Source organism: Saccharibacillus kuerlensis DSM 22868 (assembly GCF_000378145.1).
Taxonomy (GTDB): Bacteria; Bacillota; Bacilli; order Paenibacillales; family Paenibacillaceae; genus Saccharibacillus; species Saccharibacillus kuerlensis.
On the sequence record NZ_KB899282.1, the window covers coordinates 67,759 to 84,513 of the forward strand.

General features: G+C 51.3%; 16 protein-coding genes. 3 read left to right on the plus strand and 13 right to left on the minus strand.

What is annotated here, in order from left to right; translation table 11 throughout:
* Positions 1–68: 68 nt before the first annotated feature.
* Positions 69–1,526 carry a sugar porter family MFS transporter gene (locus F456_RS0108740; protein WP_018976637.1) on the minus strand — a complete coding sequence of 486 codons (1,458 nt, stop codon included), beginning with the start codon at positions 1,524–1,526 and terminating at the stop codon, positions 69–71.
* Between the two features lie 16 nt (positions 1,527–1,542).
* Positions 1,543–2,448, minus strand: coding sequence for a myo-inosose-2 dehydratase (iolE, locus tag F456_RS0108745; protein ID WP_018976638.1), 906 nt, complete (start codon positions 2,446–2,448; stop codon positions 1,543–1,545).
* 340 nt (positions 2,449–2,788) lie between these two features.
* Here iolE and F456_RS23560 point away from each other — a divergent pair, with 340 nt between their 5' ends.
* The gene (locus tag F456_RS23560; RefSeq protein WP_018976639.1) at positions 2,789–5,098 is read left to right on the plus strand and encodes a S8 family serine peptidase; all 2,310 of its coding nucleotides are present in this window, start codon (positions 2,789–2,791) and stop codon (positions 5,096–5,098) included.
* 99 nt (positions 5,099–5,197) lie between these two features.
* On the opposite strand, the gene F456_RS0108755 is transcribed toward F456_RS23560, so the two are convergent.
* The 10 genes from F456_RS0108755 to F456_RS0108800 form a co-directional block, all read right to left on the minus strand.
* Positions 5,198–6,004, minus strand: a complete 807-nt coding sequence (locus tag F456_RS0108755) for a formate/nitrite transporter family protein (RefSeq protein WP_018976640.1) — start codon at positions 6,002–6,004, stop codon at positions 5,198–5,200.
* Positions 6,005–6,293: 289 nt separating this feature from the next.
* Entirely contained in the window at positions 6,294–7,562 is a 1,269-nt protein-coding gene (locus tag F456_RS0108760; RefSeq protein ID WP_157060044.1) for an MFS transporter, read from the minus strand.
* Between the two features lie 221 nt (positions 7,563–7,783).
* A complete protein-coding gene (locus F456_RS0108765; protein ID WP_018976642.1) occupies positions 7,784–8,494 on the minus strand; it encodes a type 1 glutamine amidotransferase in 711 nt (236 codons plus the stop codon).
* Between the two features lie 214 nt (positions 8,495–8,708).
* Positions 8,709–9,152: a DUF6376 family protein gene (locus F456_RS0108770; protein WP_018976643.1), complete on the minus strand. Its 444-nt coding sequence runs from the start codon at positions 9,150–9,152 to the stop codon at positions 8,709–8,711.
* A 150-nt stretch (positions 9,153–9,302) separates the two neighbouring features.
* A complete protein-coding gene (locus F456_RS0108775) occupies positions 9,303–10,019 on the minus strand; it encodes a GyrI-like domain-containing protein (protein WP_018976644.1) in 717 nt (238 codons plus the stop codon).
* A gap of 51 nt (positions 10,020–10,070) precedes the next feature.
* Entirely contained in the window at positions 10,071–11,387 is a 1,317-nt protein-coding gene (locus tag F456_RS0108780; RefSeq protein ID WP_018976645.1) for a DUF6080 domain-containing protein, read from the minus strand.
* Positions 11,388–11,440: 53 nt separating this feature from the next.
* Positions 11,441–11,764 carry an EamA family transporter gene (locus tag F456_RS0108785; protein ID WP_018976646.1) on the minus strand — a complete coding sequence of 108 codons (324 nt, stop codon included), beginning with the start codon at positions 11,762–11,764 and terminating at the stop codon, positions 11,441–11,443.
* On the minus strand, positions 11,748–12,086 hold the full coding sequence (locus tag F456_RS0108790; protein WP_018976647.1) for an EamA family transporter: 339 nt from the start codon (positions 12,084–12,086) through the stop codon (positions 11,748–11,750). Before F456_RS0108790 ends, F456_RS0108785 begins: the two co-directional genes overlap by 17 nt.
* A complete protein-coding gene (locus F456_RS0108795; protein ID WP_018976648.1) occupies positions 12,074–12,712 on the minus strand; it encodes an HAD family hydrolase in 639 nt (212 codons plus the stop codon). The genes F456_RS0108790 and F456_RS0108795 overlap by 13 nt, the downstream gene beginning before the upstream one ends.
* 57 nt (positions 12,713–12,769) lie before the next feature.
* Positions 12,770–13,663 carry a decaprenyl-phosphate phosphoribosyltransferase gene (locus F456_RS0108800; RefSeq protein WP_026293755.1) on the minus strand — a complete coding sequence of 298 codons (894 nt, stop codon included), beginning with the start codon at positions 13,661–13,663 and terminating at the stop codon, positions 12,770–12,772.
* Between the two features lie 343 nt (positions 13,664–14,006).
* On the opposite strand from F456_RS0108800, the gene F456_RS0108805 reads away from it, so the two are divergent.
* Both F456_RS0108805 and F456_RS0108810 read left to right on the plus strand, forming a co-directional pair.
* Positions 14,007–14,963: a GNAT family N-acetyltransferase gene (locus F456_RS0108805; RefSeq protein ID WP_018976650.1), complete on the plus strand. Its 957-nt coding sequence runs from the start codon at positions 14,007–14,009 to the stop codon at positions 14,961–14,963.
* Between the two features lie 17 nt (positions 14,964–14,980).
* Positions 14,981–15,778, plus strand: a complete 798-nt coding sequence (locus F456_RS0108810) for a phosphotransferase (RefSeq protein ID WP_018976651.1) — start codon at positions 14,981–14,983, stop codon at positions 15,776–15,778.
* Positions 15,779–15,942: 164 nt separating this feature from the next.
* Here the strand turns inward: F456_RS0108810 and F456_RS0108820 are convergent, their stop codons facing one another.
* Complete coding sequence (locus F456_RS0108820; RefSeq protein WP_018976653.1) at positions 15,943–16,710, minus strand: arylamine N-acetyltransferase family protein; 768 nt, start codon at positions 16,708–16,710, stop codon at positions 15,943–15,945.
* Positions 16,711–16,755 lie beyond the last annotated feature (45 nt).

Below are 16,755 nucleotides of genomic sequence, written 5' to 3' on the forward strand. Positions count from 1 at the left end.
GTGTTCCTCCTAAAATGTATGGTTTCTTTCCCGTTCAACCGGTTCGGCCTTTCGCCGTATCCGTCTGATTACTTCAGCGTTTGATTAGGTGCGGCAGCCGGTTTGGCGGTATACGGCTTTTCCTGTACCGCTTCTTCAACCGGGCCGCGGCCGTGATTGCGAAAGTTTTCTTCCAGCTGTTCCAAAGTTAAATCTTTCGTTTCCGGCAGACACAATTTGACGAAAGTGATAGCACCGAGTCCGAGAGCCGCGAAAATATAGAAGGTTGCCGACAAACCCATTCCTGCAAGCAGCACCGGGAACAGCAGACCGACCATAAAGTTGACCATCCAGAGGAAAAATACGGTCGTTCCCATGCCTATGCCGCGCAGGCGGAGAGGGAAGATCTCAGACAGCATCAGCCAGGTCACCGGCGAGATCGCCCCCTGTTGGAAAGCCAGGAAAGTAACAGTCAGCGACAAGACGATATAAGGCAGAATTTCTGTACCCTGAAGCATGGAAGACATGAAGCCGATCAGCAGCAGCGAACACGTTGTACCGATCAGTCCGGTAATCAGCATCGGACGACGTCCGACACGACCGAGCAGCCAGATGCCGACAAAGGTTGCAAGTACCGAAATGACACCGTTTGCAATGTTACCGATCAAAGCTGCTTGAGTCGCAAATCCGGCGTCTTTCAAAATTTCCGTACCATAATACATGATGGAGTTTACGCCGGTAATCTGCTGTACGATCGCGATCCCGATACCGATCAGTACAATCCGGCGGATCCATGGAGTCGAAAGGTCTTTGAAGCTGGCTTTCTTCAGTCCACGCTCTTTCAATACGGTTGTCTCAATCTGCATCAATTCTTCCTGCGCTTCGCCTTCGCTGCGCATCTTGCGAAGTACGCCGAGCGCGTCGTTCGTCCGGTCTTTCGAAACCAGCCAACGCGGACTTTCCGGTACGCGGAACATTCCGATAAAGAGGCAGATCGCCGGCAGTGCCGCGATAACGAGCATATAACGCCAAACATGCGGATAATCACCCATAAACGAACCCAGAATCGCATTGATTACAAAAGCCGCCAATTGGCCGCTGACGATCATCAGCTCGTTACGAGTTACGATACCGCCCCGCTGGTTGGCCGGTGATACTTCAGCCAGGTAAGACGGCACGGTTACAGAAGCGCCGCCGACTGCAATGCCCAACATGAAGCGTGCAGCAATCATGATCTCCATACTCGGAGCCAAAGTACAGCCCAGCGTTGCGAAGAAGAAGAGAATCGACAGATACATAATATTCGTGCGGCGGCCGTGACGATCGGACAAGCGCCCGCCGAATACCGCGCCGAGTGCGGCACCCAGCAGCAATGAAGCGGAGACCATGCCCTGCCCCAGTGCCGTCAGATTCAACTGGCTGGGATCGGACATATAAGGAAGCGCGCCGTTGATGACCCCGGTATCATAACCGAATAACAGACCTCCCAGAGTCGAAATCATGATCACTTTGGTCAGAAAAGACTTTTGAGCCGTGCCGTTTTGCATATCCATCGCCTCTCTTTCAAGTCTGTATTGGAGTTTGCGTCAGCAGTGTTTCATTAATATAGCGGCGTGCCATCAAAGCATATTCAAGCGGATGCGCCACATCGGGGTCCTGCTCGGCCTCAACGACAATCCAACCTGTGTAACCGCTATCAGTAAGGAAATTGTAGACTTCTTTAAAATTGATGCAGCCGTCGCCGGGTACTGTGAACATGCCGCTTAGGAAAGACTGCATGAAAGACTTTCCGCCGCTTCGGCAGTCATCAAGTACAGTACGGCGTGCATCCTTGAAGTGAACATGGCCGATGCGCTCGATATGTTTGCGTAAAATGGTCATATAGTCGCCGTCCGATACGAAGATATGTCCCGTATCATATAGCAGCTGTACATTAGACGGGTCGGTTCCGGCCATCAGTCGATCCACCTCTTCGGCGGTCTGTATGCCTGTTCCCATATGATGATGGTAGACCAAGCGAAGGCCATACTCCTGTGCAATGCTGCCCAATTCGTTTAATCCCCGGCACAGAACGTCCCACTCCGAATCGCTGAAATGCGGTTTCTCCGTAAAGACGCTGCAGTCCAAACCTTGAACGCTTCCCGTTTGTTCGGAAACGACGATAACATCGGCCTTCACTTCCTGCAAATATCGACATTGTGCCCGGAACGGGCCGATTGAGCGATCAAGTCCGTCGCGTATGATGAAGCTGCTGAACCACTGACCGGCTATACGCAGCTTACGCAGCTCCAACTCTTTGTTCAAGATATGAGCTTCCGGAAAAAAACCGCCTACTTCGGTTCCTTCGAAACCGGCTACGACAATATCGCTAAGCAGATGCTGCAGCGTATTGCCTGCTCCAATCTCGGGTATGTCATCGTTACGCCACCCGATTGGCGCAATGCCCCAGGCAATGTGTTGTTCGCTCATGACCTTTCCCCTTTACATTAAATTAAGTACGAATTGTTCTTTCGATGATGTATTGATTAACTTTTGATCACTATGTGATTATATAGTAATTCTAAAAGCGCTTACAGTCAACTTATTTCTCAAAAATTTAATATCCTTCTATGAAAAAGGAAAAAACATCGTGTGACGATTCATTAATGATTATATTATTGGTTAACTTTTGGTTAATTTATAAGAGTTAAAATGTTTCGCAAAATCTTTTTGTGCATCTTCAAAAAAACCCTAATTTCTCTTCCGTTCCTGCCGATATATTAAATTAATCCGTGTTGTCGGATTTAAGACTAGGGAGGTTATGCACACCATGAATAAAAAACATCTGTCCATTGTATTGTCTTCCCTGATCGCCCTGCCCCTGCTGTCTCCAGCAGGAACAGCGCCCGTCTATGCGGCGCCTACAGCAGAAGGGCCTGACCAGGAAGTCGTAATTGTATATAAAAACGAAGACGGCAAGGATGCAGCGCTCGAACAGAGCGTCGAAGTGCAACATGAATTTGAAACAGTGCCTGCCGTATCGGCTACTGTAAGCGCCGAAGGTCTGCAGGATCTTGTGCAGAATCCGGATATCGCTTATGTCGAACGCAATGTCACATTCCAATTGACCAATACGGATGTTCAAGGATACAGTGTTACACCTCCTGCGAGTGCTTCTGAACAGCAGAACTGGAATTACCAGCAGGTATCGCCAGAAACTATGTGGAGCCAGGGATTTACGGGAGAAGGCGTTAAAGTCGCAGTAGTCGATTCGGGCATTGCCTCGCATCCTGAACTGAAAATTGCCGGAGGCATCTCTACTGTCGGCCTTGAAACGAATGCGAATTACGACGACGATAACGGACATGGTACGCACGTTGCCGGAATCATCGCTGCAGACAGCGGAGTTGGTGAGGTAACCGGCGTAGCCCCTAACGTATCGCTTTACGCTGTCAAAGTACTGGCTGCCGATGGCAAAGGTTCTCTGATCGATGTGCTGGAAGGCTTAGATTGGGCAATCCAAAACAACATGGACATCATTAACCTGTCGCTTGGCGGAGATCAAGACTCTCAAGCTCTCCACGATATGGTAGACAAAGCTTACAATCAGAATATTCTTGTCGTTGCTTCCGCCGGCAACAGCGGAACAGTAGAAAATGTGGATCAAGATACCGTCAATTATCCGGCCAAATACGACAGCGTCATTTCTGTGGCTGCTGTTGATCAAAACCTGAATCATGCAGTCTTCTCTTCTTCTGGTCCAACAGTTGAATTCTCCGCTCCGGGTGTAATGATCCACTCAACATACCCGATCAGCAAGGGGCACTCGCATGTTTGGATGGACGGCACTTCCCAAGCCGCTCCGCATATAGCGGGCGAACTGGCTCTGCTGAAAGAGAAAAATCCATCGGCTTCCGCCGCTACTCTGCGGACACTGCTGAAAAACTATGCTGTGGATCTCGGTGCTGAAGGCCGTGATCAGCTGTACGGAGAAGGCTTCATAACGTTTAAGTCGAAGACCGACACTACTGCACCGGCGGAAGTCAGTGGCGCAGCCGTTACCTCAAGCACGACGGACAGCCTCACGCTGGGCTGGACACTGCCGGCCGATTATGACTTCAAAACAGTCAACGTATATGCCGGATCTTCTTCCGAGCCGACAACGGTAACAGAAGTCACTTACCAGGCCGCTGGCCTGACGCCAGATACAGCTTACGATTTCCGTCTGACTACAGTCGATACGGCTGGTAATGAGTCGGCAGGCATCACCGTTTCCGGCAGAACACAGCCGGCACCGCAACCCGCAGCGCCTTCTACTGAAGAGAGAGTGACTTCGGAACCTGCTCCTCAGCCGGCTCCGGTTCAGTCAGCTCCGGCAGAAAGCACTCCGGCTCCATCTGCACCTGCAGAAGCCATTCAGATGCCGGTTGTCACAACACCTGCTCCTTCGGGCGGCAGTGCACAGATTCCTGCTGGCGGTGGTGGTGGCGCAGCTCCTGCACCGGCTCCAGCTCCTGCTCCTGCCCCTGCCCCTGCACCAGCCAAGCCGGCTCCAGTAGCAGCGAAACCGGCTCCGGTAGCAGCAAAGCCGGTCGTACAGGCACCAGCTCCGGCTCCATCCGTGCCGACCAAAACTCCGGCCGCACTGCCTTTCTCGGACATCCCTTCGACATTCTGGGGCCGCACTACAGTCTCATGGGCCTTTGAACGGGGACTGATCAAAGGTTATGGAAACGGACAGTTCAAACCGAGCGCTACAGTCACAGAATCCGAATTCCTGGCTATGCTCATCCGTGCCTTCGAACCGGAAGTGAAGAACTCCACTTCGGGAACATGGTCGAACACGTACTACGCTCGCGCGAAACAGCTGAATCTGCCGGTTAAAGGTTCTTCTTCCAAGGCAGCACGCAGCCAGAACCTGACACGCATTCAGGTCGCCGAGATGATAGCTTCCGCCAACGGCATGAATCTTAAAGGAAACGATGCAATCCGCTACCTGCTTTCCACAGGCATTGCCCAGGGCAGCAGCAAAACCGAAAAAACAATCACTTCGTTCAAAGGAAGCAGCACGCTTACTCGAGCTGAAGCCCTTCAATTCATCAAGAACCTGACGGAAAAAGGCAAAGGCAGCCTGCAGTAACACCCGCCTCTAAATCCGCACAAAAGAAATGTACAGCAAGAAGGGCGAACCGATTCCAATCGGCTCGCCCTTCTTTTTTGTTATAGACAAGGATGTCGCTTAATGCTTCTCTTGAGCTTCTTGGTCCTCTTGATCAAGGTATGGCTTGTTGACGATATAATACATAAAGCCCATCAGCCCTACACCGCCAACCAGATTGCCCAGCGTAACCGGAACCAGGTTGTGCACAACACCGGCCATAGAAATCTCGGCAGGATGATCGACGACAAACGCAATCGCAAACGTACACATATTGGCGATGCTATGTTCGTAACCCGAGATAAAGAAGCAGAACACGAACAGCATCATGGCAAACATCTTCGCTCCGTTCTCCTTCATGAACATCGGCACGAAGAAGGCCATACAAACGAGCCAGTTACACAAAATGGCGCGGAAAAATAATTGACTCGTCGGCGCTTCCATTTTGTGCTGAACGACATTGAGCAGAAAGCCGTTAATATCAGGTGAAGCGAACAGGCCGGTCAGGAAAATGAAGCCTGCGAACAGCGAAGCCCCTATCAAATTTCCGGTATAGCTGGTCACCCACAACTTGACGACTTCCGTCCATTTCATCTTTCTGCGCAGCGCCGCGTACGTATAATAGAACGTATTCCCCGTAAACAGGTCGCCGCCGCCGTACGAGATTAGAATGATTGCAGCCCCAAATGTGATTGCCGCAATCGGATAGGTCATCGGAGAATCTACGAGGTAGAAAAAGCTGCCTGCGCGAAATGCTACGATAACGCCGAAGCCGATAAACATACTTGCCAGAACCGAGCGCAGTATGTAGCGGATGATACTTTGCTTGTAAACCTTATGCTTTTTAAGGGCCAATAACTCTACGTTTCGTAATGCCTCTGTTTCCATGTCGACCTCCGCTATCCTCTGAATTTTGTAGGTACAGACCAGGCAAATTCCACTGATGCAATTGATTTATGCTTAACACTCCCGTTTGCCTTTGAATCATTTCCTTGTTTTAGCGAAGACTACCATCCAGAGATATGAGGAAATGAACGATTTGGAAGCTTAGAGACAAAAAGCATAAACGGCAAACGTTCCAAAAAGCCGCTGCGTCCTATTACGCAGCGGCTTTCCTCCATTACGAAACCTATTCTTCTTCAAATCCGCTGCTCCAAGTCCAGATGGACCGACAGGCTCAAGCTTGTGCCAGCTCCGCACTCGTCTCCGCCTGACGTTCCTTGGCGTAGAGGATATACGTTAGCAGACTCAGCAGAGCGATCCCTGCCATCATCCACTGTACGTAAGATGGCGGCATGGCATCGAGCATTCGTCCGGCGGTAACAGAGAACAATCCGCCGCCGACGGCACAGCCCGCCATCAGAATACTGGTGTTGCGCGCGATATTGCGCGGCATCAGCTTCTTGGCATAGACGAGCGTTACGACGTACAAACCGGACAGTGTCAGACCAAGCAGCACGATCAGTGCATAGCCGATCATCGCATTACGATTAACGGCGAACAGCGACAGCAGAATGATCATGCCGCTCCAATGAATAAACAGGTATCTGCGGTAGCCCAGCTTCTCCGCTTCGTAGCCTGCAAACATACGGCCCGCAATCATAGCCGCCCAGAATACAGTTACGCTGATCGGTGCCGTAGCGGCGTCGGCCATTCCCGTCTCCAACATTAACGACGGCAGATAGTTGACCAGTCCGATATCTGTTGCTCCATAGAAGAAGAACAGCAGAATGAATGCCGGCAGCATCAAGGCTCCAGGAGCGCTCAGCACGCGCTTCCTGCGGGCAGAAGGGTGATTTGTAGCTGCGGCAGCCACGACGGCTCCCACTGGACCCGACGAAGCCGCTCCCGCCGGTACAGCGTTAGGCACCTGAGCTTTGTAGGCGGGCCGGAACAGTGGTTCCGCGTCGCCAAAGCGGGTGAATCGAACGAACAGCGACAAGAATATGCAGTAAGCCGCAATGCCGAACAAAGCATAATTCCACATTCCACTGACGATCAGCATGCCAATCGCAAGCGGCAGCATCAATGATCCAACGCCAAAAGCGACTTCGAGACGGCTCATGGCAATGGCCGCATTGGACTGCAATCCTTCCAGAATAACAGCCGCTATAACCGACTCGATAATGCCGCCGAGGAACCCGGCAAGAGCGAATCCGGCCAGCAGCAGCGGCCATGACGGCAGAAAAGCGATCAGCAGATACGAGGCTGCCACACCCCATGCACTGATATGAAGCATCGTTTTTTTGGACATGCGGTTCGCCAGCCAAGGCTGAATAAGCATGCCGAAGATCGAAGCGCCAAATTCGATAAAGATCAGCGCTCCCGCATCCGTATAGACCCGGTCGTACAGAGGAAGCAGTACAGTAATGATTGAGGCAACGGTAACTTTAACGAATCCCATGAGGAGGTAGAACAGACTCCCCATCCAGACTAACTTTTTCAAACGTTATTCAATCCTCCTTCAATTATGGGGTGACCTTTACGACTACCGAAAACGATTTATATTCAAAGTAAAAAGCAGCCCATATTCAGGTTCAATAGAATCCCTGTTTTAGACAGTAAGGAAGGCCGATTCGGGATCTCCGGATCGACCTCTTCTCATGAAAGATTATACTCAAAATTCCTGCAAGGTACAGCTATTTTTCAAGAAATTTTCATAAAATTTTATGCGTTCTCAACTATTCTCATAGATGCGAAGCGATTCAAAATATTCTGCAGCATGGCGAACGATTCCACCGTTCTCCCACTTTCCCGAACAATTTCTTCAGCGGGCTGAACCGAAGCGTCTTCACGCTGCAAATCATGTGCCCATACGTCCATCATTGTATTCAGACACGCCTGCGACGTTTCCAGATGAAACTGCACGGCCAACACATGCTCTCCCCAGGCATACGCCTGATGGGTGCAATGTTCCGATTCAGCCAGCAGCAGCGCTCCTGGCGGCAGATCGAACGTATCGCCGTGCCACTGCAGCGAGCGGAAGCTTTCCGGCAGTCCGGCCAGAGCCGGATGCGGCTCGGCACTGCGCCGAATGGTCTGCCAACCGATCTCTTTCAGCGAATGCGGATAGACACGGCCTCCGAGCAGCTCGGCCAGCATTTGCGCACCGAAGCAGATGCCGAACACTTTGATTTTCCGGTCAACCGCCTTTTTTACGAAAATTTTCTCCGGAAGCAGCCAATCGTACCGTTCTTCCTCGTAGACGCCCATAGGTGCGCCGCCCACAATAAGCAGATCTGTTGTATCCAGCAGCGACAGATCAAGCGATTCGCATGTCGGATTCACTACCGTCAGGCAGTGCCCTTCCCGTCCGGCCCAATCGGTGAAGACAGTCGGATCGTCAAAGTCGAAATGTTTGAGCAAAATAACATTCATGCGCAATCGCCCTTTCTTTTTTCTGCCCATTATAAAGATTAAGACCTGACACCGACAAGCGTTTTGTTGATCGACTATCTTTTGATCGCACTGTCATATTCATAGTGATCGTGTATCCGTTCCTAGCTATTGGCACGTTAAACAGCCGTATCCGAATCGGATACGGCTTGTAAACTGAAAACTGAAATCTAACAACTTCCGGTCAAACGCAATCTTACTGCCCAAACTGTTGGAACTGATCCATCATTCCGCGGATATTTTCCAGCGTCTGCATCACTTCGGAATTCTTCAACATTTCCGGCGTGAATTCGCCCGCTTCAATCCGCTGCTGGAGCCCGTCCACTTGGGTATTCAGGCTGCTGCTGTATCCGGCGAGCTGTTCGTGCAGTCCCTGAGCGAATTCCGGCGGTTTCCCTTGGCTGAATTCGGTGATACGCTGCTGGATACTGTCCAACTGCTGCGACAGCTTCTCCTGAGCCTGCGGATCATTAGCAGCTTCCTGCGCCATCTGCGGCAGGTCTTCTGCCCACCTCGAAGCATCATTAATATATGCGACCACATCGCTTGAGTAGTCTACCGAGCGATTGACTTCTTCGACGGCCGAGCATCCGGTAAGTGCGACGGCAAACAGCGTTAGTGCCAGAACGATTTTCTTCATGATGTATGCACTCTCCTTGTGACGCGCATAGTCCCGGCAGCGGTTGAGCACAGGCGGGACGACGCATCTATTTGTGTTATATACTTCGCTGCAGCGTTCAGGGTTTCAATTTGACTCTTAGAAATAAAGGCAAGAAGGTCAGATCCCTATTCAAATGTCCCGAATTGGCAGATACAAATCCGCTTCGCAGTAATCCTGCCGTGCCAGCGAAGCGTCAATGTACTCAAAATGATGGCCGTGCGCCTGCTCGTACGGCGAGCGCGTAATCCATTCGTCCATGTAATTCCAAATATCGTTCAGCTGATGAATAGTTAGATGTTCAGGGTGAAAACGCCCGATATACTTAAATACCGCATATTTGCCTGCCGGAATCTCGGCCGTGTCCCAATCGTGCTTCAAACCTTCCAATGAAGACACTTCGGCGGAAGGCAAATAGTCGGTCGCATTCGGTCCGTGTTCCGGCGGATACAGCGTAAGACCGATATATACATTTGGCTTCAGCTTATTGGGAATCTTGGCGTATTCTCCATAGAAAAAAGAAACGCCGTGCGCGTTGGCTGTATGATGCTCAAAATTATCCGCAATGGCAATTGTAGCTTTTCGACCGGCATACAAACTTCGCGGCTTCATAACAAACGTCGGTTCAAACACCACACCGCGCCGGATCTCTGTAAATCTCGATGGATCGCAGCGTTCGACAAGTTGAATCTCCGCAGTGCCCCGGCGAAACTGTGCGGGCGTCACTCCGAACTGCCGCTTGAATGCACGGATATACGACTGCTCGTGGTCGAATCCGTAACAGAGCGCCGTATCCAGAACCGTGCTTCCATTCCTTCCGCTTAACAGATCATGCGCGCTTGCCGACAATTTACGGAATCAAAAGATCTATTCCAAGCGAACACAAACTTTACAGCACAGCTATTCCTTCGCTGCTGCGGAACCCGCTTCAACTGCCGCGAAGGAATCGTTTACGACACGAAGAGCCTCCGTATGAAGATAAACATTGTTGGCAGCCGTGACCAACACCGCGATCAGCAGCAGTCCGGTAATGATTTTCTTAAACAAGCCCTGTCTCAATCCGATCGTCCAGACCCCGCCAAGCAGGAAGAACGCGAACAGGTAATGACCCGCGTACAAATACAGATCATATTGATAAACAGCAAGTCCGAACCCGATCACCAAATGCAGCAGCGCTGCAAATCCGATATAGGAAGCTGCTATCCACACTTCCCGGCTGCGGATTCCGCGTACGAATCCTGCCGCCGCAAGCAGCAGAATAAACAGGCCGGTCAGATGAACGTGCAGGGGGTAACCGCGTGCAATATCGGTGACGAACGCTCCCGAATCCGGATTCAGCAGATGAATGTAAGGAGTCAGAATCGGATTGATTCCCAACATATAGAATACGGGACCATGCACATTCGGATTAAACAGCGTCGCATATCTCATGCCCCCGCCATGCAGCCCGTCCATCCAGCCGCTGATCCACATTTTGCCGAAGCAGAGATACTGCAGCCCTGTCGCTGCAGCCGCAATCAATATGGCGAGCAGAACAATCCGGATGAAGCGGTTCAGCGATTTCTTGCTTCGCCAAGCCTTCATGTTTCCCAGCAGCGCCACTCCAAACGGAATGGCATTGGTCGAAGTTAATCCGAACTGAAGGGCCGCGAATCCCGCATTCGGCCAGATCCGTACCTCTTCCCCTTCCGCTTCCCGTGCTCTGCCATACTGCAAATACACTACGGACAGAAGAATCCCAAACTGCACATATGGATAAGAGTCGGGGATCAGCGAAGAGAAGATCAGGTAGGAGCTCAATCCGAACAAAGCCGAGAACAGCAGAGGATGGAGCAGCCGATCGTCCTTTTTACTCAAATAGATCAGCAGCAGCGCAGCGGAAGCCCCGTTCAGCAGCGACTGCAGGATCAAGAAGAACAAATTGCCTCCCCAAGCGTCTGCTGCCATACCGAGCGGAACCGCCAAAAGGGACATCAGCGGATGAATAACCGAGGAGCTGTTGGTGCCATAGTACATAGAAGGATCAAAATTAAACAGATTCAACGGAAACTGTGCCACGAAAAAAGGATTATAGCTCTGCAGCATCTCCGTATGATCACTCATATAGCTTATGTAAGGCAAATTCAGCAGCACATAAAAAAGCGCGAGGGCCGCGCATAATCCCGCCGCCACCGCGTTCGTCCGCCGCTGTGCAAACAAGTATCGAACAAAATTCATAACCAACCTCCACAGCCTATTCTTTTTACCGATACCACTTACTCTTTCAACAATTACCAAACGAGCAAAAGCAATCCTCCCAAAATAAACAAAATGCCCAGCCAGCGCAGCCTATTTACCTGTTCACCAAACCGGAAGCGGGCGATCAGAAGCGTCCATACGTAAGTCAGCGCATTGGCAGGCAGCACAACCGTAAACGGCAGAAACTGCAGCAGCACAATGTTCAAGATCGCTCCCGTCCCGTAAAAGCCCAGGCCCAGCAGCAGATGAAGACGATTTTTCCCGTCTGCATACAGCTTCAATCCGGCTCCTCCCATCGCTCCGCACAGCGTCATAGGAAGCAGCAGCACAGCGATCCAGCTATCGACGTTCCACACTTGTGAGTGTCACCCCGATTCCAAGCAGCAGGACCGCGGCCATCTTCTGCAGCGTAATGTCTTCACCGAGCAGGAAATGTCCGTAGACAAGCGCGAAAATATAACTGACACACATTAGCGGATAAGCGACGGACAGCTTCTCGATCGCAAATGCCCGGATCATCAGAATTGCGCCAAGTCCATAGCAGGTAAAACCGATGCCCAGATAGATCCAATTCTCTAATCCCCATTTCCAGAACAGCTGCCCGGTCGCGGTTAGAAAAGCGGAGATCAGCATCAGCCATTTTCCGGTATGTCGGGCCTTTTCGTTCACAGATTCCATCGCAGCTCCTCCGCTCCCGGTACCCGCCGATTGACGAAGTACCGGTGCCGCACCAGCTCCATGACCGGCATATCGGACAGCGAATCCGAATAAGCACAGGATTGATCGGCGTCGATCTCAAGCCCTTTTTCCTCCAAATACTGCTGAATGCGCCGCACTTTCTCTTCGCCTTTGCAGTTGGGACCGTCGATCCGGCTTGTGTAACCGTGTCCGTCCGCTCCCGGTTTCAGCCGTGTGCCGATCACATCGTCCACCCAAGGGAGCCGTCCGAAATACTGAGCGTATGCATGAGGTGAAGCCGTTACGAGCAGCACATGATAGCCCTCTTCTTTGCGTCGGCGCATCTCTTCTTTTGCCTGCGGGTAGATCGTCTGGGACAGATGGGATTCGTAAAAATGTTCCAGATCGGACTCCGTCATACGGTTAATCGCATAGAAATAACTTTGCTTGGCCGTCTCGGCGCGCATCAATCCCAGTTTGAATAACACACTGTGACCTGCAATCAGCGGCAGCCGTAACAGACCCGACGGCGAACGGCGGATTCCGTAACGGACAAATTCGAACATGGAATCGCGGCCGATCACTGTCTTGTCGAGATCGAAAATGGCCATTTTCACTTTTGTCACTGATTTTCCTTCCTTTCCAAACGTCTTTCTCACAGCACTGCCTGCACTCAGCTGCGATTACTCCAGAAAAGTAAAAATACATACGACACTGATCAGGTACAGCAGCACCGTAATCAGGATGGGCTTGTCCTCGAACAGAACTTTATCCGGTGACCCGCCCTTGTTCTTCATATGAATCAGGTACAGATAGCGGAACATGCCGTAAATGACAAGCGGGATGGTCCACATTAGATGAATGCTGCGGTCGGCCGTGAACGTGAACAGCGAATAGCTAATAATGGCCGCTGTTGTTACGATTGTGTTCATCTGATCCAGCAGCACAATGGAATAACTGTCCAATACTTTGCGATGCGAACCGGTGTCGTTCTGCAGCAGCACCAGCTCATGCCGGCGCTTGCCGATCGCCAGGAACAGCGAGAGCAGCAGCGTACACAGCAGAAACCACGGTGTAAACGGTACCTTGATCAGGACACCCCCGGCAATCGCTCGCAGCACAAAGCCAGCCGCTACTGTCATGACATCGAGAATGACCACATGCTTCAATTTAAAAGAGTAAGCGACATTCAGTCCAAAGTAAATGACACACAATCCGCCGAAGAGCGGATTCAACAGAAAAGCTGCGGTCAGCGATACAGCCAGCAGCAGACCGCCGAAACCGAGCGCTTGGGCGGGGCTTACTCTGCCGGAAGCAATCGGTCGATTCCGCTTGACCGGATGACTGCGATCGCGCTCCCGATCCGCCGTATCGTTCAATATGTACACACAGCCGGCAACCAGGCTAAAGAGCAGGAAGCCGAGTATCGTTTCTCCTACGGTATACAGGCTAATTTTCTCGTAGGAGAAGAGCAGCGCCGCAAACAGCAGCAGGTTCTTGGTCCACTGCTTGGGACGCAGCAGCAGAAGCAGACCTCCGATTGCATGGCTTGTCTCGGCAGAATCGGAAGATTTCAAATCTCGATCGAACGTAGGCACTCTTACAACTCCTTTTTGAATAATGGAACCTCATTTTGAAAGGGATCGAAACTTTTAACAAAGGACGCACGTTAAGAACGCGTAAAAATGATAAAAAGTTCGTTTTTTATTCAAAAAGATTTCATTCCTTTTCAAGGAAGTTTTTGTACCTAATCATTCTCCAAATGCACAGCTTAAATCAGGATTGCAATCCGCCAGCGGAATTTGTAATTGAAGTCCGTGTCTTCCCGGCCCAAACCTTTACGCAAGATCGTTCATTTCTCTGCCCTTTTCCGGTGCATACTGGAAGAAGACGGATCGTTTCTCAAAAGGAGGTTTTCCTATGAACACCAATATGAGCATGCCCTCTTCCGATCAGACTTCCGATTTCGAAATTCGGCCATTTTATGAAAGTGACTTTCCGGCCCTCGGCGCTTTTTACAAACAAACAGCGGAAGAACGCCGCGTCATCTTCTGGTGGGTCGGAGATTGCAGCAATTGGCCGAATGTCATCTGCGCTTTCGAACATGGAAAGATGATTGCCAAAGGACAGGTCGATATCTTCAGCGTTATGCCTTCTTCAGCCGATCGGAATAACAAGCACCGCATTTTCTTCAATTTAAAAACACTGCCGGAACGCAGCAGCGATACTGTACTGCTCGGAGCCGTATACCATACACTATATGAGCGAGCCTTGGAGCTTAAACGGCAGCTGCCGGACACGCACGGTGCATTGCTCTGCTTTGGCAACTATGCCGAGGAGACCGAGAATACTGGATACTTTACCGACCTGCATGGATTTTTCCCACTGAATAAACAGTTCCGTATGCATCGAGATCTGTCGGCAGCAGAACCGATTGGAGCGATTCCCCTGCCCGAAGAATACACATGGCGGATCTTCGATACTTTGACGGAGAAACAGACGGAGGAGTATCTGGCGCTTGATCTGGAGATTTGGCCGGAAACGCCGATCGGTGTGAAGCGTCTGCTGGAGCTCTCGTCCCAACCGAATTGGCGCCTGCTGCGGATCGAAGCGGACGGCGAAACAGCAGCGGGTCTGATGTATTGGATCGAAGACGGAAACGTCGGCGCGATCGAGGAAGTATTCACGCGCGAGCCGTACCGCCGCCGCGGCTTAGCTTCCGCTCTGCTCACCCGAGCACTTGAGGAACTCCGCGAAGCAGGCTGCGAAGAAGTCGAGCTGGATGTCGAGACACTGAACGATTCGGCGCTGCACTTGTATACTTCGGCCGGATTTTCCATCGTCACGGAAGAACGCCGCTACGGGATAGAACTTTAAAAAGGAGTTTAAAAACGATGTTTGAACCTACTCTGCCTCACATGAATGATCTATTCCTACGACACGGCGTTCACGAAGAAATCGTAGGCATCCAAAAATTATCCGGTACGACGACAGGGCTTGTGCTGAAATTGGAGTCCCGGCAAGAAAATGCCTACATTTTAAAATTCGATCATCCTGAAAGCATCCAATCCGCCAATCGCCTGCTCCGGACATACGAAAACTCTAAGCTGCTCCCCAAAGTTTTGCTAACGGCTGCCGACCATTCCTACTTTGCATACACGTTTATGGAAGGCATCACCCATTTCAATCGCGGCGCCAAAAAAGACTGGATGAAACTTCTGACCTGCGAACTGCTCAATCGATACGAGGAATGCGAAAATATCGAACATTGGGGCAGGATGGAATATCCGAGACGGACATGGAAGGAGTTTAACGAGATCAGCATTGAAGAGGCCCGGATCAATCTGGGGAGTGTGCTGACAGAAAACGATTACCGGTATGTCAGACAAACCGCTGATCGCTTGTTTGATTCCCAAACTGAGCAGGCGAAAAAATACCTGCTGCACGGCGATACAGGGGTTCATAACTTTGTGTATCGGGATTCGGCGCTGATTGGGATCATCGACCCGTCTCCTATGGCGGGACCGATTCTTTACGACTTTCTGTATGCGTTCTGCTCGTCGCCTGACGATCTGAATATGGAGACTCTGCTTAACGCGTTCGATGATCTTGAACAAGTCCGGATCGAACGCTATTCATATGGTACGCCCGCTGAAGGAGTACACCCGATAAGCAAAGGAGACTTGTCATGAACCGTAGAGGAGAGGAATCACTTTATCCGCTGCCGATCTGGACTTCACCGGAATTTATACAGCGGCGTCAAAAAGGACGGGAAATGCGGCTCTTCGCCGCCTCCCGTCCTTTCTTTTTCCCGGCAAACTGCCTGGTTGATCATAATTCCCATCGTCTGGACCGATTACAACAATCCTTCCGCCGCATAAATATCCAATGCCGTCTGCACGATCCCCTTGTCGATACCGGAACGCCGCGAAATACGTGCCGCCCATGTCTCGTCTCCCATTGGTTCGCTCTCGTGGAACAGTCCCCGATCACTGCTGATCTGAGAGGCGCCGTTCTCATATTCCCAGTGCACAATTCGGCTGCCGTTGTCGATCAGCAGCCTCTTCTCCACCAGCGGCAGCGACAGCAGGCTCTGCGAATAGGCTGCGGCTTCCTTGAATTCGGCTTCGTCTACAGGCTCCAGATCGAACTCGGCCCGACTTTCTTTGCCTCCCGGACGCATATAACGAATATTCGCTTTGTATCCGTCCGAAGAGACGGCAATACGCGCACCCGGAAAAAAGCCGGACAGCGGCGCTTCCGTATAGCCTTTCGCGCCCGGATCGAGCAAAATCGGTTGAATCCATTGATCGCCAAGGTCGCACAAATACCGCTCTCCCTCGTTCCCACGCGCAATAACGGCCGCATGCGCATCGTAGGTTCCCAATTTATCGCCAACCGGGTAGCAGGAAATGCCTTCGCCGCGCAGTTCGTCCAGCAGCCAAAGTGCCAAGTCGAAACAGTTGCCGGATGTGCCGTATTTCTTCCGATCCTCGCGCATCCGTTCAACGGTTCTTAGATTGAGCGAGTCTCCGTTCGCATGCAGCCAAGCTTTGGTAAGGGTCTCCATCGGAAAATCGTCAAACCGTCTCCATACCCGCAAAATCTCTTGAGTCGCGTTCATTTCCGTATTGATTCACCTTTCTCTTTTCGGCAAGACGACCTGCAG